This window comes from Bradyrhizobium sp. CSS354 (genome assembly GCF_029051725.1).
Classification (GTDB): Bacteria; Pseudomonadota; Alphaproteobacteria; order Rhizobiales; family Xanthobacteraceae; genus Bradyrhizobium.
Genome location: NZ_JAACFU010000005.1, coordinates 555,130 through 577,372 on the forward strand (window position 1 = coordinate 555,130; position 22,243 = coordinate 577,372).

Annotated in this window: 22 protein-coding genes; 10 read left to right on the top strand and 12 right to left on the bottom strand. The window is 63.5% G+C overall.

Features of this window, described 5'->3' with window-relative positions; all coding sequences use genetic code 11:
* Positions 1-135 precede the first annotated feature (135 nt).
* Entirely contained in the window at positions 136-1,776 is a 1,641-nt protein-coding gene (gene groL, locus GWG67_RS15530) for a chaperonin GroEL (protein ID WP_007602475.1), read from the bottom strand.
* A gap of 44 nt (positions 1,777-1,820) precedes the next feature.
* Complete coding sequence (locus GWG67_RS15535; RefSeq protein WP_275170152.1) at positions 1,821-2,135, bottom strand: co-chaperone GroES; 315 nt, start codon at positions 2,133-2,135, stop codon at positions 1,821-1,823.
* Positions 2,136-2,513: 378 nt separating this feature from the next.
* On the opposite strand from GWG67_RS15535, the gene GWG67_RS15540 reads away from it, so the two are divergent.
* Both GWG67_RS15540 and GWG67_RS15545 read left to right on the top strand, forming a co-directional pair.
* Positions 2,514-2,801 (top strand): usg protein, encoded by a 288-nt coding sequence (locus tag GWG67_RS15540; protein WP_007602477.1) that lies wholly within the window; start codon positions 2,514-2,516, stop codon positions 2,799-2,801.
* Between the two features lie 148 nt (positions 2,802-2,949).
* A complete protein-coding gene (locus GWG67_RS15545; protein ID WP_275170153.1) occupies positions 2,950-3,477 on the top strand; it encodes a cupin domain-containing protein in 528 nt (175 codons plus the stop codon).
* Here the strand turns inward: GWG67_RS15545 and GWG67_RS15550 are convergent.
* Together GWG67_RS15550 and GWG67_RS15555 are read right to left on the bottom strand one after the other, a co-directional pair.
* Entirely contained in the window at positions 3,405-5,615 is a 2,211-nt protein-coding gene (locus GWG67_RS15550; RefSeq protein WP_275170154.1) for a tetratricopeptide repeat protein, read from the bottom strand. The genes GWG67_RS15545 and GWG67_RS15550 overlap by 73 nt on opposite strands.
* A gap of 148 nt (positions 5,616-5,763) precedes the next feature.
* Positions 5,764-6,684, bottom strand: coding sequence for a LysR substrate-binding domain-containing protein (locus tag GWG67_RS15555; protein ID WP_275170155.1), 921 nt, complete (start codon positions 6,682-6,684; stop codon positions 5,764-5,766).
* A gap of 153 nt (positions 6,685-6,837) precedes the next feature.
* Between GWG67_RS15555 and GWG67_RS15560 the strand changes: the two genes are divergently transcribed.
* Positions 6,838-7,758, top strand: coding sequence for an amino acid ABC transporter substrate-binding protein (locus tag GWG67_RS15560; protein ID WP_275170156.1), 921 nt, complete (start codon positions 6,838-6,840; stop codon positions 7,756-7,758).
* A gap of 27 nt (positions 7,759-7,785) precedes the next feature.
* The gene (locus GWG67_RS15565) at positions 7,786-8,856 is read left to right on the top strand and encodes a low specificity L-threonine aldolase (protein WP_275170157.1); all 1,071 of its coding nucleotides are present in this window, start codon (positions 7,786-7,788) and stop codon (positions 8,854-8,856) included.
* A gap of 127 nt (positions 8,857-8,983) precedes the next feature.
* Here GWG67_RS15565 and GWG67_RS15570 read toward each other — a convergent pair whose 3' ends face one another.
* On the bottom strand, positions 8,984-10,234 hold the full coding sequence (locus GWG67_RS15570) for a NupC/NupG family nucleoside CNT transporter (protein WP_275170158.1): 1,251 nt from the start codon (positions 10,232-10,234) through the stop codon (positions 8,984-8,986).
* Positions 10,235-10,392: 158 nt separating this feature from the next.
* Between GWG67_RS15570 and GWG67_RS15575 the strand changes: the two genes are divergently transcribed.
* Complete coding sequence (locus GWG67_RS15575) at positions 10,393-11,631, top strand: MFS transporter (RefSeq protein ID WP_275170159.1); 1,239 nt, start codon at positions 10,393-10,395, stop codon at positions 11,629-11,631.
* Positions 11,632-11,842: 211 nt separating this feature from the next.
* On the opposite strand, the gene GWG67_RS15580 is transcribed toward GWG67_RS15575, so the two are convergent.
* The 5 genes from GWG67_RS15580 to GWG67_RS15600 form a co-directional block, all read right to left on the bottom strand.
* Positions 11,843-12,601 (bottom strand): SDR family oxidoreductase, encoded by a 759-nt coding sequence (locus GWG67_RS15580; protein WP_275170160.1) that lies wholly within the window; start codon positions 12,599-12,601, stop codon positions 11,843-11,845.
* A 26-nt stretch (positions 12,602-12,627) separates the two neighbouring features.
* Positions 12,628-13,386 carry a proteasome-type protease gene (locus tag GWG67_RS15585; RefSeq protein WP_027518752.1) on the bottom strand — a complete coding sequence of 253 codons (759 nt, stop codon included), beginning with the start codon at positions 13,384-13,386 and terminating at the stop codon, positions 12,628-12,630.
* 123 nt (positions 13,387-13,509) lie between these two features.
* Positions 13,510-14,358, bottom strand: a complete 849-nt coding sequence (locus tag GWG67_RS15590) for a transglutaminase family protein (protein ID WP_275170161.1) — start codon at positions 14,356-14,358, stop codon at positions 13,510-13,512.
* A 169-nt stretch (positions 14,359-14,527) separates the two neighbouring features.
* Positions 14,528-15,472 carry an alpha-E domain-containing protein gene (locus GWG67_RS15595; protein WP_007611898.1) on the bottom strand — a complete coding sequence of 315 codons (945 nt, stop codon included), beginning with the start codon at positions 15,470-15,472 and terminating at the stop codon, positions 14,528-14,530.
* Positions 15,473-15,476: 4 nt separating this feature from the next.
* Entirely contained in the window at positions 15,477-16,895 is a 1,419-nt protein-coding gene (locus tag GWG67_RS15600) for a circularly permuted type 2 ATP-grasp protein (protein ID WP_275170162.1), read from the bottom strand.
* A 277-nt stretch (positions 16,896-17,172) separates the two neighbouring features.
* Here GWG67_RS15600 and GWG67_RS15605 point away from each other — a divergent pair, with 277 nt between their 5' ends.
* From GWG67_RS15605 to GWG67_RS15615, 3 genes are all read left to right on the top strand, one after another.
* Positions 17,173-17,910: a molybdopterin-binding protein gene (locus GWG67_RS15605; RefSeq protein WP_275170163.1), complete on the top strand. Its 738-nt coding sequence runs from the start codon at positions 17,173-17,175 to the stop codon at positions 17,908-17,910.
* Positions 17,911-17,946: 36 nt separating this feature from the next.
* On the top strand, positions 17,947-18,474 hold the full coding sequence (gene gpt / locus GWG67_RS15610; protein WP_275170164.1) for a xanthine phosphoribosyltransferase: 528 nt from the start codon (positions 17,947-17,949) through the stop codon (positions 18,472-18,474).
* Between the two features lie 107 nt (positions 18,475-18,581).
* Entirely contained in the window at positions 18,582-19,199 is a 618-nt protein-coding gene (locus GWG67_RS15615; RefSeq protein ID WP_275170165.1) for a hypothetical protein, read from the top strand.
* Here GWG67_RS15615 and GWG67_RS15620 read toward each other — a convergent pair.
* Together GWG67_RS15620 and GWG67_RS15625 are read right to left on the bottom strand one after the other, a co-directional pair.
* Entirely contained in the window at positions 19,196-19,423 is a 228-nt protein-coding gene (locus tag GWG67_RS15620; RefSeq protein ID WP_275170166.1) for a hypothetical protein, read from the bottom strand. The two genes, GWG67_RS15615 and GWG67_RS15620, sit on opposite strands and share 4 nt — an antisense overlap.
* Before the next feature lie 4 nt (positions 19,424-19,427).
* Entirely contained in the window at positions 19,428-20,450 is a 1,023-nt protein-coding gene (locus tag GWG67_RS15625) for a methionine synthase (protein WP_275170167.1), read from the bottom strand.
* Positions 20,451-20,559: 109 nt separating this feature from the next.
* Here GWG67_RS15625 and GWG67_RS15630 point away from each other — a divergent pair, with 109 nt between their 5' ends.
* Together GWG67_RS15630 and GWG67_RS15635 are read left to right on the top strand one after the other, a co-directional pair.
* On the top strand, positions 20,560-21,168 hold the full coding sequence (locus GWG67_RS15630; protein ID WP_275170168.1) for a 2-hydroxychromene-2-carboxylate isomerase: 609 nt from the start codon (positions 20,560-20,562) through the stop codon (positions 21,166-21,168).
* Positions 21,168-22,145 (top strand): NADPH:quinone oxidoreductase family protein, encoded by a 978-nt coding sequence (locus GWG67_RS15635; protein WP_275170169.1) that lies wholly within the window; start codon positions 21,168-21,170, stop codon positions 22,143-22,145. Before GWG67_RS15630 ends, GWG67_RS15635 begins: the two co-directional genes overlap by 1 nt.
* Positions 22,146-22,243 lie beyond the last annotated feature (98 nt).

Sequence of the window (22,243 nt, forward strand, 5' to 3'; positions counted from 1 at the left end):
GTGCCCCGGATTGCGCGGCGCTCCATCCGGGCTAAGGGCTGTGATCATGGGGCGCGCGAAGCGATCCTGCAAAAACAAGAACCCCGGCATCGCTGCCGGGGTTTCGCATTTTGTCGTTTGTCGGAATGGCTGGACTTAGAAGTCCATGCCGCCCATGCCGCCGCCCGGGGGCATCGCCGGACCGGCGCCGCCCTTCTTGGGCAGCTCGGCGACCATGGCTTCCGTGGTGATCAAGAGAGCCGCAACCGAGGCTGCGTTCTGGATCGCGGTACGGACCACCTTGGTCGGGTCGATGATGCCCTTCTTGACGAGGTCGACATATTCGCCGGTCTGGGAGTCGAAGCCGTAGGCGTACGACTTGTTCTCGAGGACCTTCCCGACGATCACGGAGCCGTCTTCACCGGCGTTGATCGCGATCTGGCGAGCGGGCGCGGAGAGCGCCTTGCGCACGATCTCGACGCCGGTCTTCTGGTCGTCGTTCTTGGTGCGCAGGCCCTTGAGCTGCTCGGAGGCACGGAGCAGGGCGACGCCGCCGCCCGGAACGATGCCTTCCTCGACCGCAGCGCGGGTCGCATGCATCGCGTCATCAACGCGATCCTTGCGCTCCTTCACCTCGACCTCGGTCGCGCCGCCGACGCGGATCACCGCGACGCCGCCTGCGAGCTTGGCAAGACGCTCCTGGAGCTTCTCGCGGTCGTAGTCCGAGGTGGTCTCCTCGATCTGCGCCTTGATCTGCGCCACGCGCGCTTCGATGTCGGCCTTCTTGCCGGCGCCGTTGACGATCGTGGTGTTCTCCTTGTCGATCATCACCTTCTTGGCGCGACCGAGCATGTTGAGCGTGACGTTCTCGAGCTTGATGCCGAGATCTTCCGAGATCGCCTGGCCGCCGGTCAGGATCGCGATGTCCTGCAGCATGGCCTTGCGGCGATCGCCGAAGCCGGGAGCCTTGACGGCCGCGACCTTGAGGCCGCCACGGAGACGGTTCACGACCAGGGTCGCAAGCGCTTCGCCTTCGACGTCCTCGGCGACGATGACCAGCGGCTTGCCGGTCTGCACCACGGCCTCGAGCAGCGGGAGCAGCTCGTTCAGCGAGGAGAGCTTCTTCTCGTTGATGAGGATGTAGGCGTCGTCCATCTCAACGCGCATCTTGTCGGCGTTGGTGACGAAGTAGGGCGAGATGTAGCCGCGGTCGAACTGCATGCCCTCGACGACGTCGAGCTCGGTCTCGAGCGACTTGGCTTCCTCGACGGTGATGACACCCTCGTTGCCGACCTTCTTCATGGCGTCGGCGAGGAACTTGCCGATCTCCGCGTCACCGTTGGCCGAGATGGTGCCGACCTGGGCGATCTCGTCGTTCGAGGTGACCTTCTTGGAGTTCTTGACGAGGTCCGCAACGACGGCTTCGACCGCGAGGTCGATACCGCGCTTCAGATCCATCGGGTTCATGCCGGCGGCAACCGACTTGGCGCCTTCGCGCACGATCGCCTGGGCCAGCACGGTGGCGGTGGTGGTGCCGTCGCCGGCCGCGTCAGCGGACTTCGAGGCGACTTCGCGCACCATCTGCGCGCCCATGTTCTCGAACTTGTCCTCGAGCTCGATCTCCTTGGCGACGGTGACGCCGTCCTTGGTGATGCGGGGAGCGCCGAACGACTTGTCGAGCACGACGTTGCGGCCCTTCGGACCGAGCGTGACCTTCACCGCGTTGGCGAGAATGTCGACGCCGCGAAGCATCTTGTCGCGCGCATCGACGGAGAACTTGACTTCTTTAGCTGCCATCTGGATTTTTTCCTTAGGTGTTTAACTGGATAAGAGAGGGGCTCTTAGGCCGCCTTCTTCTTGGAAGCGGGGACGTCGAGGACGCCCATGATGTCGCTTTCCTTCATGATCAGCAGGTCGACGTTGTCGATCTTGACCTCGGTGCCGGACCACTTGCCGAACAGCACGCGGTCGCCGACCTTCAGGTCGATCGGGATCAGCTTGCCAGCTTCGTCGCGGCCACCCGGGCCGACGGCGACGATCTCGCCCTGCGAGGGCTTTTCCTTCGCCGTGTCGGGAATGATGATGCCGCCAGCGGTCTTCTCTTCTGCGCCGATGCGCTTGACCACGACGCGGTCGTGAAGCGGACGGAAATTCATGCAGTTCTCCTAAGCTTTTGCACGATTTGGGAATTTTGGATTGTTAGCAGTCTGTGCCCGCGAGTGCTAGCACAGGCACCGCTGAGATAAGGCAGGATTTTGGCGGGAGCAAGGGCTTGTAGCAGAAAAATAGCACTCGGAAGCGCCGCCTGCCAAAATCTCTTCCCATCGTTAATCGCGCTTCGCGCCCGTATTAGCACGGAGCCGCATCTGCTGCTAACGCATTGAATTTCAACAGCTTGTTAAACTTTTGGGCTTGAGATGGATTGTCAGTTTGCGTCACATTTCACTCATGTGAGCGCATCTCCACCGGGTGGCTCGTAGGGCGCGTACCGGAAAGCCACCCCTTGAATATGCGCTCCTGCAAAGGAGGTTGGCATGGTCTCGCGAGTTGGGGTTGTTTCCGACGACTTCCGGAAACAGGTGCTGGGTTACGGGCTGACGACGGCCGAAATTCTCTACCGGATGCCGGATCATCGCTCGTTGCTCCAGACCTATGTCTGGCAGAACTACGACATGTTTCCGAAATTTCCGGCGCTGACGGATTTCCTGGCGTTCTGGCAGAAGAAGCTCGACGGTCCGCTATTCTCGGTCACGGTCGCGCATTCCAAGCTGATCAAGCCGGCCGAGCTGCGCGCGGTGGACGGCGTATTCCGGTTGCATTGAAGGCAGAGCTGTAGGGTGGGTTAGCGTCAGCGTAACCCACCATGCTTCAACGGTCGCGAAAGAAGCGGTGGGTTACGCTAGCGCTAACCCACCCTACGATTTCGCATTCTGTGCTAGCCTCTCCCCATCACAACAAGGGAGGCCGCCCATGGCCAAGAAGGCAAAATCGCGCAGCGCATCGCAAGTCGCGGTGAAGAAGCGGAGCGGAGCCAAGGCCGCGACCAGATCAGTGGCGCGCAAGGCGGTGAAGGCGAAAGCGCGCGTTGCGACTCCGAAAAAACCGGCGCGTCCCAAGCAGCGCATCGCCGTCAGCCATTACCGCGAGGAAGACTTCAAGGCCGACGGTCTGCGCACCTACGCGAAGTATCGCGATCTCGGCATCGCCGCCGCGAGCCACGGCCTCGCGCAGGCGCACGTGATCCGGCTGCAAGGCCCTTGCAATCCGGACGAGGTGTCGAAGCTGCACTTCCACGACGTCGAATTCCAGATGGTCTACGTGCTCAAGGGCTGGGTGAAAACCTATATGGACGGAGAGGGCGAGACGCTGATGAAGGAAGGCAGCGCCTGGACCCAGCCGCCGAAAATCAAGCACATGATCCTGGACTATTCGGACGACGTCGAGCTGCTGGAGGTGATCCTGCCGGCGGAGTTCAGGACGGTGGAGTTGAAGGCGTAGGCGAGGCGGAGATCAGCCGCGGTCGTTGCATAGCGTTTCCACATCGCGCGATAGGCATCGTCCACCGCTTGCGCGTATGAGACGGGGTTGCCGGCGGCGGCAGCCCTGATCTGCCCGGGCAGTTCGCCGCGCAACTTATCGAGCTCGCCGATCTGCAACCCACGGCTCGCTGCGATTTCGACATAGGCCCCGTCGCTCTCCGCGACCCACTCCGGCAGGCCCAGCGCGGTGAGGATAGAACCGGCAGCACGGCTCGGCAGGCTGTGACCGAGCTTCGCCACCACCGGCACGCCCATCTGCAAGGCTTCCCACGTGCTGACGCCGCCATTCTGCGGGAACGGATCGAGGCCAATATCGACGCGATTGAACGCTGCCAGATGTTCGTCTCGTGACGTGGCTCCGAGCAGATCGACGCGTTCGGCCGGCAGCCGGCAAGCGGCAAACCGCGCCAGCAGATTGTCGCGGACCAGCTGAGCGTCCAGCGCAGTATCCTTGATCAGCAGTCGCGAACCCGGCACCCGCTCGAGAATCCTGGACCAGACTTCCACCGCCTCGTTCGAAATCTTGCTGATGCGGTTGAAGACACCGAATGTGATGAAGCCGTTCGCAATCGCCGGCGTCGGCGCCCGCGCAATGCCGGCCGGCAGCGGCGCCAGCGTCACAAAGCACGGCAGGTCTACGATGGTCTCCGCAAACAGGTGCCGAACCGCGACAGGTATCGCGACCGGGTCCGAGAAGAGATAATCGATCGTTGGCAGCCCGGTGCCGGTACCGTGGCCCCAGCCATGCGCCTGAACAGGTGCCGGCTTGCGCGCAAACACACCGAGGCGGTTTCCGCTGGTATGGCCGGACAGATCGATCAGGATATCGACGCCATCGGCGCGGATCTGAGCGGCAAGGCGATCGTCGGACCATTGCGAGGCGTCGCGCCAGCGATCGGCGATCCCCTGAAATTCGCGAGTCGTCGCATCCGTTTTCGCTGAACAAGCATAGCACACGATCTCGAACTGTGCCCGATCATGGTGCTGCAGGACCGGCTTGAAAATGAACGCCGCCGAATGTGCGTGAAAATCCGACGAGACATAACCCAGCACCAGACGGCGATTTGGATCGCGGCTGTTCTCATGCGGTCCCGCCGCTTCTGAGGCGATCTTCGCACCGATCTGCTCCCACCATACGTGTCGCGCTTGCTGATGCTGCGCAACGCTGGCGTCGGCCACAAAATCGAGGGTGAATATCTTGCTCGAGATCGTGCTCTGATCAGGCTCGATGTCGGTAGCTCTGTCGAAACTGGCGAGGGCTTCGTCGACCCGGCCAAGTGCCGCGAGACATTGGCCGAGCAGGCTGTGGGCCTGAGCGAAGCCGGGATCGGTCGCGAGAGCCTTCTCGCAATCGGACAGTGCTTCGGCAACTTGCCGGGTCAGGAGCAAGATACTGGCCCGCCACAGCCATCCATTCGCGTCGCCGGGTGCAAGCGCGATTGCTCGATTGCAATCCGCCATGGCTTCGTCAAATCGCTGAAGTTCTCGCAAAGCAACGGCGCGGGTCGACAACGCCGAGGCATAGTCAGGCTTGATCGATAGCGCGCGGTTTAAGCTTGCGATCGCCTCGTCATAGGCGCGCAGACGGCAGAGCGCCCAACCCCGGCCGTTATGGGCTTCGGAAAGTCTTCCGTCGATTGCGAGCGCCTTGTCGTAGCTATCGAGCGCTTCCTGGTAAAGTTCGAGGGCCGCGCTCGCGTTGCCGAGATTGGATAGCGCTAAGGCGTAGTTGGGTCGCAAGGCCAGAGCCTTCCGATAGCTCTCGCGGGCCTCATCGTGACGTTTTAGCCCGTTGAGTGCGACGCCCAAACTCATATGAGCTTCGGCAGATCGCGGATCCACGGCAACCGCTCGGCTCAGCAGAACTTGAGCTTGCTGATAGTTTTTGGCTTCGGACTCCAAAGCGCCGAGCAGATGCAGCGCGATGAATTGGTTGGGGGCGAGCTCCAGGAGTTCGCGATAGGCCGTCTTGGCCTCGGGGAGAAGTCCCGCCTTGTGCAGCTGGAGGGCGCGCGCGAGCAACGGCGTCACCTCGGCTTTTTGCCGTTTCTGGAGCCGGGCATTTTGAAATGCCCGCTGGCCTGCGCTGTTGCTCATGAATCAATCCCACCCGAATCTCCCGACGAGATTAACATGGAAGGATTGTCACGATTGCGCTGCGCTCCATCGGAGCTGCGAGGGCGCCAGCCTCACACAAGCTTCACGAAGCCCGAGCGCGTTGATTTCCTCGCCGCGGATCGGACCGCTACCGCTCGAGATAGCCCAGTTCCGCGCTCATGACCTTGCGAGCATATTCGCTGAAGGCATCGATCAACCGGGCGCGCGCGGCATAAGGTGGATAGAGCAGTGCGATCGTAACGGGGACAGTCGGGTTGAAGGGGCGCGTGATCAGAGCCGCGCCAGTGCTTTCGTCATGCGCGGCAATCGGGTTGATGATGCTGATGCCAAGGCCCGCCGCGACCAAGGCACAGACCGATGCGCCCAGATCGGTCTCCGCAACAATGCGGCGCGTGACGCCCGCCTGCGCGAAGATCGTATCGATGCGATCGTAGAGTGGACTCCCCGTGGCGAAGGAGATGAAGGGCTCGTCGGCGAAATCGGCAGGGCGCAGCGTCTTCTTCTGCGCAAGACGATGTGCCTTCGGCATGATCGCGACGCAACGGGTCTTGAGCACCGGCTCGACATGCACCCCCGCAACCTCGCCGTAGAGCATCGCCAATCCGGTGTCGCAAAGCCCGGAACTGACCCAGTCGTGCACGGCGCTCGCCGTGCCGGATCGGATCGAGATCATCACATGCGGATAGTCCACCTTGAAGCGTGCCGCGATGCGTGTCAGCAGGCCGCCGGCCAGGCGCGGCATCGCCGCAACGCTTAACCGACCCATGCCGAACGAGCGGATGCTGGTTGCGCTGGCCTCCAGTCCCGCCAAGCCGATGAAAGTCTTCTCGACGTCCTGGAAAAAGCGCGATCCGTCCACCGTCGGGCGGAGGCGGCCGCCACTGCGGTCGAACAGCGGGAATTGTGTGATCGCTTCCAGCTGTCCGATCAGGCGGCTGATCTGGGGTTGCGAGGTATGCATGCGCTGAGCCGCCTGCGTCATCGATCCCGTCACGAAGACTGCCCGAAAAGCCTCCACATGCTTCAGGCCCATGCGTCTGGTGGCCATATCAAATCCGTATAGGAGAGTATGAAACTGGAATTTCATCAGATCGAGCTTTTGGACGATAGTCCAGAGCATGAAGCCGTTCGCACGGAGCTGTCCTGTGGGTGCTCACCCACCGTGGACGGTGTCACGGACATTCGCGACAAGAGGGGACATATGAAAGCGACAATGATCAAGGCACTGGCCGCGGCGACTGTCGCTGGTGTTCTTCTTTCCAGCAAGGCCATGGCGCAGGGTGCGAGCCGGCTGGACAAGATCCGTGAGAGCGGCTCGATCACGTTGGGGTACCCCGAGACCTCGGTGCCCTTCGCCTATCTCGACGGTAACCAGAAGCCGATCGGTTACACCGTGGAAATCTGTGAACGGGTGGTGCAGGCGATCAAGACGGCCCTCAAGCTCGCCAAGCTCGAGATTCGCTATAACCCCATAACCTCGGCGACACGTATTCAGCTGCTCGCCAACGGCACGATCGACCTCGAATGCGGCAACACGACCAACAACGTCGAGCGGCATAAACTCGTTGCCTTTACTCCCACCACCTTCGTTGCGCAGGTCGTCCTCGTCGCGCGCAAGGATGGCGGCGTCGATGTCAACGACCCCGCTTCGTTTCGCGGCAAGGCTATCGCCGCCCAGGCCGGCGGCCAGACCTTCAAGGTGATTACGCTGATTAACGCCAAGGACAATCTCGGCATCACAGTGGTGCCGGCGAAGGACACCGCCGAGACCTTCCTGTTGGTGTCGACGGGCCGGGTGGCCGGCACCGCCAACGATGACGGTCTCGCCTTCGCCACGGTCGCCTCGTCCAGAACGCCGGATGAATTCCTGATCGGTAGCAAGAGTCTCGAGACGGCGCCCTATGGTATCGTCGAACCGAAGGATGATCCTGCTTTCAAGAAGATGGTCGACGATGCCGTGATCGACCTGATGAAGAACGGGCAGATTGCGGCGCTCTACGACAAATATTTCAATTCACCGATCCCACCGCATGGCCTCAACCTGAAATTTCCGATGAGCGCCGCCCTCAAGCGGGCGCTGGCCAACCCGACCGATTCCGGCGACCCGGCAGTCTACGAATGACGCGACAAGCGCTCTAGAGATCTCGCAATGGCACATCAACACGACACGAATCCGACGGGCGCCGGGTTGCCACCCATCGACCTGCGCAGCGATACTGTCACCAAGCCGACCGAGGCGATGTATGCCCGCATGGCCTCTGCACCGCTCGGCGATGACGGGCTGGACGGTGACCCCACGGTGCAGGAACTGGAGGCCGTCGCAGCTGCGGCGTTGGGCAAGGACGCCGGCCTGTTTGTGCCGAGTTGCACCATGGCCAATCTGCTGGCGACGCTGGCGCAGTCGCAGCGCAGCGAACAGATCGTGCTGGAATCGAATGCCCATATGTACACCTCGGAACGTGGGGCGGCGACGTTTACCGGGCAGTTCTACCTCGCAATTGCCGGCACCGCCGGCGCAATGGACTTGAATTTGCTGGAGGACGCCCTGCATGGCGAAGGGCTCAAGCTCGGGACCGCTCTTGTCGCGATGGAAACCTCGCACAACAACGCGAGCGGCGCCGTATTGCCGCTGGATCATATGCACGCCGTGCACGCCATGGCCTCGGCCCGCGGTGTCCCGGTGCATCTCGATGGCGCGCGGCTATTCAACGCCGCCGTCGCCCTTGAAACGGCGCCGGCTGACGTTGCGAGACATTGCGACACGGTTTCTCTGTGTCTGTCGAAGGGCCTGAGCGCACCCGCCGGTGCCGTGCTCGCCGGGCCGCGCGCGGTGATCGACAGCAGCCGCAGGTTTCGCCGCATGCTGGGAGGCACGCAGCGCCAGATCGGCATCCTGGCTGCGGCCGGCCTGGAGGCGGTTCAGGTCATGGGGACGCGTCTGGCGGAGGATCACCGGCGTGCGCGAGCCCTGAGTGATGCGTTGAACGGGATGCATCCAAAAATCAGCGCGACAATCCCCCAGACAAATATCGTGCAGGTTGATGTCTCTCTCTCCGGGCGCGACAGCGCCGTGTGGTCGGAGGCTCTCGAAAGGGCGGGCCTGAGGGCGAGGCCTTGGGGCAAGCATCGCTTGCGCTGCGTGACCCATCGCCATATCGATGATGCGGATGTTGATCGCGCGGTCATGGCATTTCGCACCGTGGCTGCGGCTTTGGTCTAGAGCATCCGCCGATGTGAATCGGGTCTCTCGTAGCCCGGATGGAGCGAAGCGAAGTCCGGGGCCGCTGCTTGCGACCGATAGACTTTCGCGGATTGCGCTGCGCTCCATCTGGGCTACGAGATCGTTACTACGTCAGCACGCCCACCACCGCTCCCATCAGACACGTCGTCAGCGTTCCCGACACGATCGACTTCAGCCCGAGCGCGTTGATTTCCTCGCGCCGTTCCGGCGCCATCACGCCGAGACCGCCGATCATAATGCCGAGGCTGGCGAAATTGGCGAAGCCGCACATCGCATAGAGCATGATCAGGCGCGAGCGCGGATCGAGCGTGCCGGGCGGCAGCTTCGAGAAATCGACATAGGCGATCAGCTCGTTCAGCACGGTTTTCGTGCCCATCAGGCTGCCGGCGGTGATCGCCTGCTCCCACGGCAATCCCATTAGCCAGCACACCGGCGCCATCACGAGGCCGAGCAGGCGCTGCAACGAGATCGCGGCGCCGCCGATATCAGGCAGCAGGCCGAGGATCGCATTCACGAGATAGACCAGCGCCACCAGCACCAGCAACATGGCGACGATGTTGATCAGCAGCTCGATCCCCGCGCCGGTCCCTTTCACGATCGCGTCCATCGTGCCGGAGACCTCCATCTCGGGAGCCTCCAGCGCGCCGCCGGTGCGCTTGTCCGATGTCTCCGGCACCATGATGAGGCTGACCAGGATCGCGGCCGGCGCACCCAGCACCGAGGCGATGACGAAATGCGCGGCTGCGTCGGGAATGAGGGGAGCAAGCAGCGTCGCATACAGCACCAGCACCGTGCCGGCGATGCCGGCCATGCCGCCGGTCATCACCAGGAATAACTCGCTGCGGGTCATCTGCGCGAGATAAGGCCGCACGAACAGCGGCGCCTCGACCATGCCGAGAAAGATGTTGGCGGCGGTCGAGAGCCCGACCGCGCCGCCGACGCCGAGCGTGCGCTCCAGCAGCCAGGCCATGCCGCGCACGACCGGCGGCAGCACGCGCCAATAGAACAAGAGCGTCGTCAGCACGCTCATGACCAGCACGATCGGCAGTGCCTGGAACGCCAGGACGAAATCGGCACCCGGTGCTTTCAGGTCGAAGGGTAGGGGACCGCCGCCGACATAGCCGAACACGAAGGACGAGCCGGCGCGCGAGGCCGCCGAGATCGCGCCCACGGCGTCGTTGATGGCACCGAAGGCGCGCGCGACGATAGGCACCTTCAGGAGAACGATCGCGGTGACGAAGGTGGCGACGAGGCCGATCGCCGCCTGGCGCAGCGAGGCCGCGCGGCGATTCTCGCTGAGGACCAAGGCGATCAACAGCAATGCGAAAATGCCGAGTGCCGATTGCAGCCGCAGCATGATGTCCCCAAACCCCGATGATTATGGCCGCCCCTGCGTTGCAAACGCAATGCCCGGAGATTGGCGGAGCCTCCCGCTGTTGACAAGCAGGTCCGCGTCAGCCACGCGGAGCACGTCGACATCAGGAGCCGGATAGCCCGAGCGTGACCGAAGAGGCGATGCCAGACCAGCCAATATCGGGAAACCCGCCGGTCAGTGCCCGCGCGCTCCTCTCCCATCGCGCCTTCCTGTTCTTTCTGCTCTCGCGCAGCCTGTCGCGTTTCTCCAGCCAGATTGCGGCGGTCGCGATCGGCTGGCAGATCTACGATCTCACCGGCTCGGCCTTCGACCTCGGCATGGTCGGCCTCGTGCAATTCCTGCCCACGGCGCTGCTGGTGTTCGTCGCCGGCCATGCCGCGGACCGCTACGAGCGCAAGCGCGTGGTTCAACTCTGCCAGCTCGTGGAAGCCGCGACCGCGCTCTATCTCGGAATCATCACCTACCTCGGCTTGGTAAGCGAAGTTCAGATTTTCGTGGCAACCTTCGTGCTCGGCATTGCCGGAGCCTTCGAAAGTCCGACCACCGCGGCGCTGCTGCCTGCGATTGCGCCGCAGGGTTCGCTCCAGCGCGCCACCGCCGTCTCCAGTGGCGCGGCGCAGGTCGCGACCATTACCGGCCCGGCGCTCGGCGGTTTTGCCTACGCGGTTGCGCCGCATCTCGCCTACGCGGTGATGGTGCTGTTCTGGATCTTCGGGATGATTTTGACGGGATTCATCCGGCCGCGTCCGCAGGCGGTCGCGAAGGACATGGGGGGCGCCGACAATATTTTCGCTGGCGTCCGTTTCATCCGGCGCAATCCAGCGATCCTCGGCACCATCTCGCTCGATCTGTTCGCGGTGCTGTTCGGCGGCGTCACCGCGCTTCTGCCGATCTATGCCCGCGACATCCTCCAGACCGGTCCGGTCGGGCTCGGCATCCTGCGCGCCGCGCCCGCGGTCGGCGCCCTGCTGATGACCATGGTACTGACCCGTCACGCCATTTCGCGGCATGTGGGCCTGCGCATGTTTCAGGCCGTGATCGTGTTCGGCGTTGCAACGATCGTGTTCGCGCTGTCGTCCTGGATGTGGCTCTCGGTGCTCGCGCTCGCCGTTCTCGGCGCGGCCGATACGATCAGCGTCGTGATCCGCTTCTCGCTGGTGCAGCTCGCGACTCCCGACGAGATGCGCGGCCGGGTCGGTGCGGTGAACTTCCTCTTCATCAACGCCTCGAACCAGCTCGGCCAGTTCGAGAGCGGGGTGGCCGCCGCACTGTTCGGCGCCATGCCGGCAGCCGTGCTGGGCGGCGTCTGCACGGTCGCGGTGGCGCTGTTGTGGATGAAGCTGTTCCCGAGCCTGCGACAGGTGGAAACGCTGGAGTAGGAGCTCGTTCTCTCCCCGTCATTGCGAGGAGCCCTTGCGACGAAGCAATCCAGAATCTTGCCGCAGCGGCAGTCTGGATTGCTTCGCTGCGCTCGCAATGACGATTGTTGAAGCAGTGCGGAGATTTAGCTGACCTCACGTCCGCTTGCGGAGCGAGGCCGCAACCCCATGCCGCCTACTGTGCATGGGGTTGTTTTCGCGTTTTTTTGATTCAGCCCCGTCCCACGAACGGCATTTTGGTTGCCATCACAGTCATGGTCAGCACGTTGGCATCGAGCGGCAGACCGGCCATGTAAGCGACGGCATCGCCGACCGCTTTCGCGTCCATGCGCGGCTCCTGCTTCGACGTTCCGTCGGGCTGTAGCACGCCGGGGCCGTTGACCATGCGGTCGGTCATGGGCGTCGCGGCGTTGCCGATGTCGACCTGGCCGACCGCGATGTCGTACATGCGACCGTCGAGGTTGGACGCCTTGGTCAGGCCCGTGATGGCGTGCTTGGTCGAGGTATAGGCCGCCGAGAACGGCCGCGGCGCATGCGCCGAGATCGAGCCGTTGTTGATGATGCGGCCGCCGCGCGGGCTCTGGTCCTTCATGATGCGGAAGGCATGCTGGGTACACAGGAACGGGCCGGTGAGGTTGGTATTCACCACAGCCTGCCACTGCTCGAGGCTGAGATCCTCGAAATTCACTGGCGGCGCGCCCATGCCGGCATTGTTGAAGAGCACGTCGAGGCGGCCATAGGTCGCCTTCACCTTGTCGAACAGCGCGGCGATCTGGTCCGGCTTGGTCATGTCGGCGGTGACGCACAGGCTCTTGCCGGCAGGGCCGAGCTTCGCGGTCTCCTCGAGCATCTCCATGCGGCGCCCGACCAGCACCACGGTGAAGCCTGTGTTCATCAGCGCCAGTGACGCCGCGCGCCCGACTCCGGTGCCGGCGCCCGTCACCACTGCGATCTTTTTCGCTTCACTCATCGTTTCCTGCCTTTTCTCTTAAGCTGTCAGGTTTTGGATTCTTTTTCGTTCTTGTAGGGCGGCCGCGGAATGTTCTGATGCGCGGCGCGCAAGGCCGCCGACCAGCGCGAGCGCAAATCGTGGAAATAGGGCTCGCCCGCCTCGATGCGGTGGTTGAGATCGGCCTCGCAGGCGTCGGCGCGCACCACCAGCACGTCGATCGGCAGGCCGACGCCGAGATTCGAGCGCATGGTCGAGTCCATCGAGATCAGCCCGGTCTTCAGTGCCTCATAGAGCTCGACGTCGTAATGCATGGCGCGGTCGAGTACCGGTTTGCCGTATTTGTGCTCGCCGATCTGCAAATAGGGAGTGTCGGTGGTGCATTCGATGAAATTGCCGGCGGTGTAGACCATGAACAGGCGCATGCGCGCGCCGCTGATCTGGCCGCCGAACAGGAAGGAGACGTCGAACGACACGTCCTCGGATTTGAGCGCCGGCCCTTCGGTCGCGTGCACGGCCCGGATCGCCCGGCCAATGCGCTGGGCGGCCTGGAACATGGTCGGCGCGTTCATCAGCGTCTCGATCTCACCCGTGTTGGGGTCTTCGAGGCCCTCGGTCAGCGTCGAGAGCACCGACTGGCTGACGGCGAGGTTGCCGGCGCTGGCGATCGCCATGATGCGGTCGCCGGGCTTGGAGAAGATGTGGAGCTTGCGGAAGGTCGAAACGTTGTCGAGGCCAGCATTGGTGCGGGTGTCGGCGATCATCACCAGACCGTCCCGAACCAGAATTCCGCAACAATAGGTCATTTCCAGTCCCCGAACGCGTTTGCGCGGAATTACTAGCCAATTTCAAGGGCCGCTCCAACCCCCGATTGCCGCGGGGCGGCAGGGTGGAAACCGACCGTGGGTGAGGGGCGCGCGGGGCGCGGCTCAGCTCTGCCGCTGGGACTGCGATTGCGACTGGCCGCCACGGCCGGCCTGCTCGACCTTGACCGCCACCGACAGCGTCTCCGCGCCGCCGCCATAGCGGGTGCCGCGCACGGGGGCTGCGCCGAGATAATCGAGCCCGATCGCGACGCGGACATGGGCGTCGGTGGCGCAGATGCTGTTGGCGGGATCGAAGCCGACCCAGCCAAGACCGTCGACATAGGCCTCCGCCCAGGCATGGCCCGCGTCCTGATGCACCGTGCCGTCTGAGCGCAAGAAGTGACCGGAGACGAAGCGAGCCGGCACGCCGCCGCTGCGGGCGCAGGCGATGAAGATGTGCGCGTAGTCCTGGCAGACGCCGCGCTTGAGCGTGAACGCTTCCGCCGCCGACGTGCCGCTGTTGGTGGGGTCCTCGTCGAAGGTCATGTGATCGCCGATTTGCGTCATCAGCGTATGCAGGAAGCCGAGCGTGTCGCTCTCGGCCTCGCTGCGCAGCTGGCGCGCGACCACATGCATCGCCGGATTGACCGTGGTGAGGTCAGTGGCGCGCAAGAACATGCCGGCCGGAAAGCGCTCATCGGCGCCGCGCAGAACCCCGCCGGTGTCGTGGGTCTCGATCAGGCCCTCGGCGGTGATCTTGATGTCGCCGACCGGTCCGCAGGACAGCACATGGGTGACGTTGCCGAACGCGTCCTCGTGGGTGTCGAGCTTGGTGTCGGTCGACACGTCGATCTGCCACTCCGCCACATATTGCCCGTCATGGCTGCCGGGTGTCATGCGCAGGATCTGGATCACGCTCGTGGCCTGCGGCTCGTAGCGATAGGTCGTGGTGTGCAGGATTCGCAGGCGCATGGGGGACCGTGAAGTTAGTGGTTAGACCCGACTGCCTACTGCGAAGAAGCTCGTCATGCCCGGGCTTGTCCCGGGCATCCACGATCTTCTTCGCACGCGAAAGCAAGAACGTGGATGGCCGGGACAAGCCCGGCCATGACGATATCCCGTTTTCAGCAGCCGGGGGACATCAGATCAAATACTGCTTCGTGATGATTTCGCCCAGCCTGGAATTGTCCGAGATGAATTCCTGAATGAATTCATGCACGCCATGCTGGAAAATGTCGTTCATATTGCTGTGTTCCAGCCGGTTGCGGATGCCGCGGGCATGGCGCTGGGCCGGGCCCTGGCGGCCATAGGCGACCCCGATCTGATCGAGATTGCGCACGAGATTGCCGTAGCAGCTTGCGAGCGAACGCGGCAGCGAATCGTTGAGGATGAGCAAATCCGCGATCAGCCAGGGTTTCAGTGTCTCGCGATAGACCCAGTGATAGGCCGTCAGCGCCGAAACCGAGCGCAGGATCGAGGTCCACTGGTAGAAATCGAGCGGGCCGCCGACATGCTCCTCCTCGGGCAGCAGCACATGGTATTTCACGTCGAGAATGCGCGCGGTGTTGTCGGCGCGTTCGAGATGCAGGCCCATCCGCGAGAACCAGTAGGCGTCGTTGCGCAACATGGTCCGGTAGGCCGAGCCGTCGAAACGCAGCGAGGTCTCCTGCACGAAGCGCAGGAATTTTGCGAGGTCCTCGCGCGTGGAGGTCCCTCTGCTCCAGACTTCCTGCAATTCGATCCAGGCCGAGTTGATGGTGTCCCACATCTCGCTCGTCAGCGCTGTGCGCACCGAGCGCGAATTCAGCCGCGCCGCCTCGATGCAATTCCTGATCGAGGACGGGTTGTCCGCCGAGAACGAGAGATAATCGACGACGTTGCGCTCGTTGGCTTCTTCATACTGCTGATAGAAGCTCGCGGCGACGCCGGCGGTCAAAAGCGCCGAATCCCATTCGTTGGTCTTGCCGATATAGGCGGCGGGAAGCGCGGTGACGCGCAGCGTCGCATCGATGGTGCGCGCGAGATACTCGGCCCGTTCGACGTAGCGGGCGAGCCAATAGAGGTTTTCGGCGGTACGCGACAGCATCTCTCTACTCGTCCAGGATCCAGGTATCTTTGGTACCGCCGCCCTGGCTCGAATTCACCACGAGGGAGCCTTCCTTCAGGGCAACGCGTGTCAACCCGCCGGGCACGATCGTGGTGCTCTTGCTGCCGGTGAGCACGAACGGCCGCAGGTCCACGTGGCGCGGCGCAAGGCCGGATGCCGTGCAGGTCGGGCAGGTCGAGAGCGCCAGCGTCGGCTGCGCAATGAAGCCCTCGGGCTCGCGCTTGAGCTTTTCGCGGAAGGCTTCGATCGTCGCCTTGGTCGCGGCAGGACCGATCAGCATGCCGTAGCCGCCGGAGCCGTGCACCTCCTTCACGACGAGTTCGCTCAAATTATCGAGCACATAGGCGAGATCCTTCGGCTCGCGGCAGCGCCAGGTCTGCACGTTCTTCAGAATCGGCTCCTCGCCGAGATAGAATTTTACGATGTCCGGCATGTAGGAGTAGATCGCCTTGTCGTCGGCGATGCCGGTGCCGACGGCGTTGGCGAGCGTGATATTGCCGGCCGCATAGGCCGACATCAGTCCGGGCACGCCGAGCGCGGAGTCGGGCCGGAAGGTGAGGGGATCGAGGTAGTCATCGTCGACCCGGCGGTAGATCACGTCGACCCGTTTCACGCCCTCTGTCGTCCGCATGAACACTTCGTTGTTCTTGACGATGAGATCGCGGCCCTCGACCAGCTCGATACCGAGCTTGTCGGCGAGGAAGGAGTGCTCGTAGTAGGCCGAGTTGTAGACGCCCGGCGTGAGCAGCGCGACGGTCGGCTCGCCGGAGGCGCTTTGCGGCGCCACCGAGCGCAAGGCGGATAGCAGCTCGTCCGGATAGCGTTCGACCGGCGCCACCCTGTGGCGGGCGAACAGGTCCGGAAACAGCCGCATCATGATCTCGCGGTTTTCCAGCATGTAGGACACGCCCGAGGGCGTACGTGCATTGTCCTCCAGCACGATGAAGTCCTCGGAATCGACCCGGACGATGTCGATGCCGGCGATGTGCACGTAGACGTCGTGCGGCACCTGCTGGCCGTTCATCTCGGGACGGAAGACCGGGTTCTGAAAGATGAGGTCGTCGGGCACGATCTCGGCGCGGAGAATGTCGCGGCCGTGATAGATGTCGCGCAGGAACATGTTGAGCGCGCGCACGCGCTGCTTCAGGCCCTTCTCCAGCAGCGACCATTCCTTCCCGGACATGATCCGCGGGATCACGTCGAAGGGAATCAGGCGCTCCGTGGACTCGGAGTCCCCATAGACCGCGAAAGTAATGCCGATGCGGCGGAAGAGGAGCTCGGCCTCCTGGCGGCGATATTCGAGCGCCTCGGGAGGCGTCTCCTTGAGCCAGCGCGCCAGCTCCTGATAGGCGGGGCGAAGGTCCCCACCGGGAATGTTCATTTCATCAAACGCGACTGCCATAGATCCCGACTTGTCTCCGCAAGGCGTTGCGCCATTCGACAGGTCGCCAGGCCTTGGTGAAGACCGCAACGCCCTGGCCATGCGGCAAGAGTGCATGACTTTCATGCGGTAGCAAGGGCCGGGCCAGCGCGATAAGCATGGGGAGAGGACATTTGCCGGGGGTGGTCGGCGGCTTGCCTGAAAAAATGGCTGAGGACTGCTTATTTCGGCAGCAAAACCGCGTGACTTCAACGCGTTACGTCGGCAAAGTCGGGCCGATAGGTGAGGGACTTGAGGTATGAGCGAGATCGTCACGGCGGGTATTCTGGTCATTGGGGACGAAATCCTGTCCGGCCGGACCAAGGACAAGAACATCGGCTTCATCGCCGAATACCTGACCAATATCGGCATCGACCTGAAGGAGGTCCGGGTCGTCTCCGACGACGAGCCCGACATCATTGCCGCGTTGGATGCACTGCGGCATCGCTACACCTATGTCTTCACCACAGGCGGCATCGGGCCGACCCATGACGACATCACCGCTGATAGCGTCGCCAAGGCGTTCGGCGTCGGCATCGACCATCACCCGGAGGTGGTCGCCCGTTTCCGCGAGCGCTGGAGCGAGCAGGACCTCAACGAGGCCCGCCTGCGCATGGCCCGCATCCCTGACGGTGCCGAATTGATCCAGAGCGCGACCATCCTCGCTCCCGGCTTCAAGATCGGCAATGTCATCGTGATGGCGGGCGTGCCCTCGATCATGCAGGCGATGATGGACATCGTCTCGCCCAAGCTGAAATCGGGCGTGCGCATGCTCTCCGAATCGGTCCGCGCCAATGCGCGGGAAGGCGACATCGGCGGCCCGCTGCGGGCGATTGCCGCCGAACATCCCGACACCATCATCGGCAGCTATCCCTTCATGGATGAAGAGCAGAAGCCGAACACCAATCTGGTGGTGCGCTCGCGCGATGCGGACAAGCTCGCAGCCGCAATGGCGGCCGTGAAGGAAATGCTGGCGGGATTAAACATCACCCGCTAGCAACCTAGCTGCCGGCAGGCGAAGCAGGAGACGACAATGGCTGGTGAAGCACCGGAACTAAGTGCGGAAGAACGGGCGGGCCGCCCCTTTCCGGTGTCGTGGGACCAGTTCCACCGGGATTGCCGGGCACTGACCTGGCGGCTCAACGAGGTTGGTCCGTTTCATGCGGTGATCGCGATCACCCGCGGCGGCCTGGTGCCGGCCGCGATCGTGGCGCGCGAGTTGGGTGTGCGCGTGATCGATACGGTCTGCATCGCCAGCTACGACCACGACAAGCAAGGCGACCTCAAAGTGCTGAAGGGCATCTCCGAAGACGTGATGAAGCTCGGCGGCGGCACCGGCAAGGGACTCCTGATCGTCGACGATCTCGTCGACACCGGCAAGACCGGCAAGCTGGTGCGCGCGATGCTGCCCGAGGCGCATTTCGCCACCGTCTACGCCAAGCCGAAGGGACGTCCGCTGGTCGACACCTTCATCACGGAAGTCTCGCAGGACACCTGGATTTTCTTCCCCTGGGACACCGCGCTGTCCTATCACCCGCCGCTTCGCGACGGGGCGGCGTGATTATCGCCGTCATTGCGAGGAGCGAAGCGACGAAGCAATCCAGGCTGCCTTCGGGGTTGCATTTCTGGATTGCTTCGCTGCGCTCGCAATGACGGGCGGAGGCCGGCATGCCGCTGCAAAACCGCGTCACGCCGACCGGCGAGATCATCGCGACACCACATCGCGGGATGTTCACCGGCAACCGCGGCATCATCCATGACCCCGCGACGAAGACGCTGCTGAAGAAGCGCTGGTCGTCGCCGGCCTGGATCGTTTGCCTGTGTGAATTCCGCGGCTGGCGCCGACCCGTGATGGCGCGACGGAGCTGGACCGAGCTGTTCTTCCTTGACGAGGCCACCGCCTTTGCCGCAGGCCACCGCCCCTGCTTCTTCTGCCGTCGCGATGATGCCAAACGCTTTCGCGTTGCATGGGAGACGGGCAATGGCGTGAGCAACGCGCGTGCGAAGGAGATCGATGCGCAACTGCACGTGGAACGCCTCGATCATGGTCGCAAGCGCTTGCACCCGCTGCCGATGCCGCTGGCGGAATTGCCAGACGGCGCGGTGGTGCAACAGGGCGATGACTGCTTCCTCGTCGCGCAGCGCAAGGCGCTGCTGTGGTCACCCGCGGGCTACGTCCCGCATGCGAGCGCCCTCGATCACCCGATGTTGCTGACGCCGCCTTCGACGCTATGCACGATCATCGCTGGATATCAGCCTGTGCTGCATCCGACCGCGCGCAGCTAGCGCAGCGGCTTACCGTTTTCATCCACTGTCGTCCGCGCATCGCGCAGCGCCCATTCGCGGATCACTTGACGGCAGCGTGTCAGCTCGGCTTCGCTCGCAGCATTCGAATCCTTCGACGTACGCTCCACGATTGCTTTGCAATTGAGAAGCACCGAACGATCCTCTGCATGCGCAGGCAGCGCCAACGCGGCAAGCGCTGCGATGGTGAACGCCAGACGGATCACATCCTTAACCCAGCTTCTCGCGGGCCAGCGCGGCACCGGCGCCGAGCGCCATCAGCTTGGCTTCGGCGATCTCGCGCCGCATCGGCGCCATGCCGCAATTGGTGGTGGCGATGATGTTGCTCTTGGGTACGAATTTCGACACCGCGTCGATCACCTGCACGACGTCCTCGGCGGTCTCGACCGTGTCGCTGGCGACGTCGATCACACCGGCCTGCACGATCTTGCTCTTGAGCAGGGCAAGCAGGTCGAGCGGCACCTTCGAGTTGCGGCACTCGATCGCGACCTGCTGGATCGGGCTGGCGTCGATCGCGGGAAAGATCTGCTCGTATTGCCTCCATTGCGCGCCGAGCGTTTCCTTCCAGTCGGTGTTGGCCTTGATGCCGTAGCCGTAGCAGATGTGCACGGCGGTGGCGCAGGTCAGGCCTTGCGCGGCGCGCTCGAGCGCCTTGATGCCCCAGTCGTTGACCTCGTCCATGTAGACGTTGAAGGCGGGCTCGTCGAACTGCACGAGATCGACGCCGTCGGCCTGGAGCGCCTTGGCTTCCTCGTTCAGGAGTTCGGCGAACGCAAAGGCCATCTTGACGCGGTCGCCATAGTAGCGGTCGGCAATGGTGTCGATGATGGTCATCGGGCCGGGCAGGGTGAACTTGAGCTGCTTCTTTGTATGCGTCCGCGCAACGCGCGCCTCGTCGGCGTGGACGCGGCTCTTCAGCCGGAGCGGGGCGACGACCTGCGGCACCATCGCCTTGTAGCGATCCTTGCGGATGCCCATCTCGACCTTGTGGGCGAAGTCGATGCCCTCGATCTTCTCCAGGAAACCGTGGACGAAATGCTGCCGGGCCTGCTCGCCCTCGGTGACGATGTCGATGCCGGCGTCCTCCTGGACCTTGACGGCAAGCATCGTCGCATCGCGCTTGGCGCGGACGAGCTCGTCGCCTTGCGACTTCCAGGGCGCCCAGAGCATGTTGGGTTCGGCGAGCCATTCCGGCTTCGGCAAGGAGCCGGCGATCGTGGTTGGAAACAGCATGGCGGCCCTCTCGGCGAGTTATGATTGCGCCCCTTCCTGCCATGTCTTAACGTCAAGGTACAGAACAACAAAAGTCGCCTGAAACCGGCGGCGCCGGACCGGAAACGCCATGATCGAATTCTTCTTCGACTGTTCCAGCCCCTGGACCTATCTCGCCTTCCACAACATCCAGCCGCTGGCCAGGGAGGTTGGCGCGGAGATCATCTGGCGGCCGATCCTGGTGGGCGGCATCTTCAATACGGTCAACCCAAGTGTCTATGCGCAGCGTGAGACACCGGTGCCGCTGAAGGCGCGCTACATGAAAAAGGATCTTTCCGACTGGTCCCGCTCGGCCGGTCTCGCGATCAAGATGCCGCCGACGGTGTTTCCGGTGAACAGCGTGAAAGCGATGCGCGGCTGCGTCTGGCTCGGACAGGAAACGGTGCCTTTCGCCACGGCGGTATTCGAGGCCTATTGGGGCGAGGACAAGGACATCTCGCAGGACGCAGTGCTCGCCGAGATCTGCAGGAAGGTCGGCGTCGACGAGCAGAAATTCTTCGCGGGCATTTCCGGGCAGGAGGTCAAGGATCAGCTCAAGGCCAACACCGAAGAGGTCGTCACCCGCGGCGGCTTTGGCTCGCCGACGATCTTCGTCGGCAAGACCGACATGTATTTCGGCAATGACCGCCTGCCGTTGATCCGCGAGGCGCTGCTGCGCGGCAAGGCGAGCGCGGCCTGATGGTGCGGGCTGTCGTCTGCCGCGCGCTCGGCGCACCCGAAAAAATGCAGATCGAAGAGTTTCCGTCGCGCGACCTGAAGCCGGACGAAGTGCGCGTCGCGATCCGTGCCGCGGGCCTGAATTTCCCCGACGTGCTGATGGCGGCCGGCGAATACCAGCTCAAGCCCGAGTTGCCGTTCACGCCGGGGATGGAGGCGGCCGGCGACGTGACCGAGGTCGGCGCAGAGGCGGGCGGTGTCGCCGTCGGCGACAAGGTCATCGTCAAGATGCGGCACGGTGCCTTCACGGATGAAGCGGTGGTGATGCCATCGCAGCTCACGCCGATGCCATCGACGTTCGACTATGCGGAAGCTGCGACCTATCTCGCCGGGCACGGCACCGCCTATCACGCGCTGATCGATCGCGGCCGGGTTGCGCCGGGCGAGGTGCTGCTTGTGCATGGCGCCGGCGGCGGCGTGGGTCTTGCTGCCGTCGAGATCGGCAAGATGCTGGGGGCGACCGTGATCGCGACCGCGTCCAGCGACGAAAAGCTCGCAATCGCCAAGGCGCGCGGCGCCGATCATCTCGTGCGCTACGACCGCGAGCCGTTTCGTGATGCCGTCAAACGTATCACCGGCGGTCGCGGTGCCGACGTGGTGTTCGATCCCGTTGGCGGCGAAGTGTTCGAGAGCTCGATGCGTTGCATCGCCTGGGGCGCGCGGCTGCTGGTGATCGGCTTCACCGGCGGCATCGGCTCGGCGAAAACCAATCTCTTGCTGATCAAAGGCGCCAGCGTGCTCGGCGTGCGCGCCGGTGAGGCGGTACGGAAAAATCCCGCGCTCGGCGAGGTGCGCCTGAAGGCGTTGCTCCAATGGGCGGAGGAGGGCAAGCTGCGCCCCAACGTCTCGCACCGCCTGCCGCTGGAGGACTATGCGAAGGCCATGCGGCTGCTGATCGATCGCAAGGCGATCGGGCGCGTGGCGTTGGTGATGGAGTGACCGTGCCGTAGGGTGGATTAGCCGAAGGCGTAATCCACCACCTCTGTGACCGCGGATCAGAAAGTGGTGGGTTACGCTTCGCTAACCCACCCTACGAA

Excerpts from the sequence above, each read along its gene's own strand:
- GWG67_RS15595 (WP_007611898.1), bottom strand. The coding sequence starts at position 15,472 with ATGCTGTCGCGTACCGCCGAAAACCTCTATTGGCTCGCCCGCTACGTC.
- GWG67_RS15575 (WP_275170159.1), top strand. The coding sequence starts at position 10,393 with ATGCCAGACCAGCCAATATCGGGAAACCCGCCGGTCAGTGCCCGCGCG.
- gpt (WP_275170164.1), top strand. The coding sequence starts at position 17,947 with ATGGCTGGTGAAGCACCGGAACTAAGTGCGGAAGAACGGGCGGGCCGC.
- GWG67_RS15540 (WP_007602477.1), top strand. The coding sequence starts at position 2,514 with ATGGTCTCGCGAGTTGGGGTTGTTTCCGACGACTTCCGGAAACAGGTG.
- GWG67_RS15635 (WP_275170169.1), top strand. The coding sequence starts at position 21,168 with ATGGTGCGGGCTGTCGTCTGCCGCGCGCTCGGCGCACCCGAAAAAATG.
- groL (WP_007602475.1), bottom strand. The coding sequence starts at position 1,776 with ATGGCAGCTAAAGAAGTCAAGTTCTCCGTCGATGCGCGCGACAAGATG.
- GWG67_RS15555 (WP_275170155.1), bottom strand. The coding sequence starts at position 6,684 with ATGGCCACCAGACGCATGGGCCTGAAGCATGTGGAGGCTTTTCGGGCA.
- GWG67_RS15580 (WP_275170160.1), bottom strand. The coding sequence starts at position 12,601 with ATGAGTGAAGCGAAAAAGATCGCAGTGGTGACGGGCGCCGGCACCGGA.
- GWG67_RS15625 (WP_275170167.1), bottom strand. The coding sequence starts at position 20,450 with ATGCTGTTTCCAACCACGATCGCCGGCTCCTTGCCGAAGCCGGAATGG.
- GWG67_RS15535 (WP_275170152.1), bottom strand. The coding sequence starts at position 2,135 with ATGAATTTCCGTCCGCTTCACGACCGCGTCGTGGTCAAGCGCATCGGC.
- GWG67_RS15550 (WP_275170154.1), bottom strand. The coding sequence starts at position 5,615 with ATGAGCAACAGCGCAGGCCAGCGGGCATTTCAAAATGCCCGGCTCCAG.
- GWG67_RS15590 (WP_275170161.1), bottom strand. The coding sequence starts at position 14,358 with ATGCGCCTGCGAATCCTGCACACCACGACCTATCGCTACGAGCCGCAG.
- GWG67_RS15560 (WP_275170156.1), top strand. The coding sequence starts at position 6,838 with ATGAAAGCGACAATGATCAAGGCACTGGCCGCGGCGACTGTCGCTGGT.
- GWG67_RS15565 (WP_275170157.1), top strand. The coding sequence starts at position 7,786 with ATGGCACATCAACACGACACGAATCCGACGGGCGCCGGGTTGCCACCC.
- GWG67_RS15545 (WP_275170153.1), top strand. The coding sequence starts at position 2,950 with ATGGCCAAGAAGGCAAAATCGCGCAGCGCATCGCAAGTCGCGGTGAAG.
- GWG67_RS15605 (WP_275170163.1), top strand. The coding sequence starts at position 17,173 with ATGAGCGAGATCGTCACGGCGGGTATTCTGGTCATTGGGGACGAAATC.
- GWG67_RS15630 (WP_275170168.1), top strand. The coding sequence starts at position 20,560 with ATGATCGAATTCTTCTTCGACTGTTCCAGCCCCTGGACCTATCTCGCC.
- GWG67_RS15570 (WP_275170158.1), bottom strand. The coding sequence starts at position 10,234 with ATGCTGCGGCTGCAATCGGCACTCGGCATTTTCGCATTGCTGTTGATC.
- GWG67_RS15615 (WP_275170165.1), top strand. The coding sequence starts at position 18,582 with ATGCCGCTGCAAAACCGCGTCACGCCGACCGGCGAGATCATCGCGACA.
- GWG67_RS15585 (WP_027518752.1), bottom strand. The coding sequence starts at position 13,386 with ATGACCTATTGTTGCGGAATTCTGGTTCGGGACGGTCTGGTGATGATC.
- GWG67_RS15600 (WP_275170162.1), bottom strand. The coding sequence starts at position 16,895 with ATGGCAGTCGCGTTTGATGAAATGAACATTCCCGGTGGGGACCTTCGC.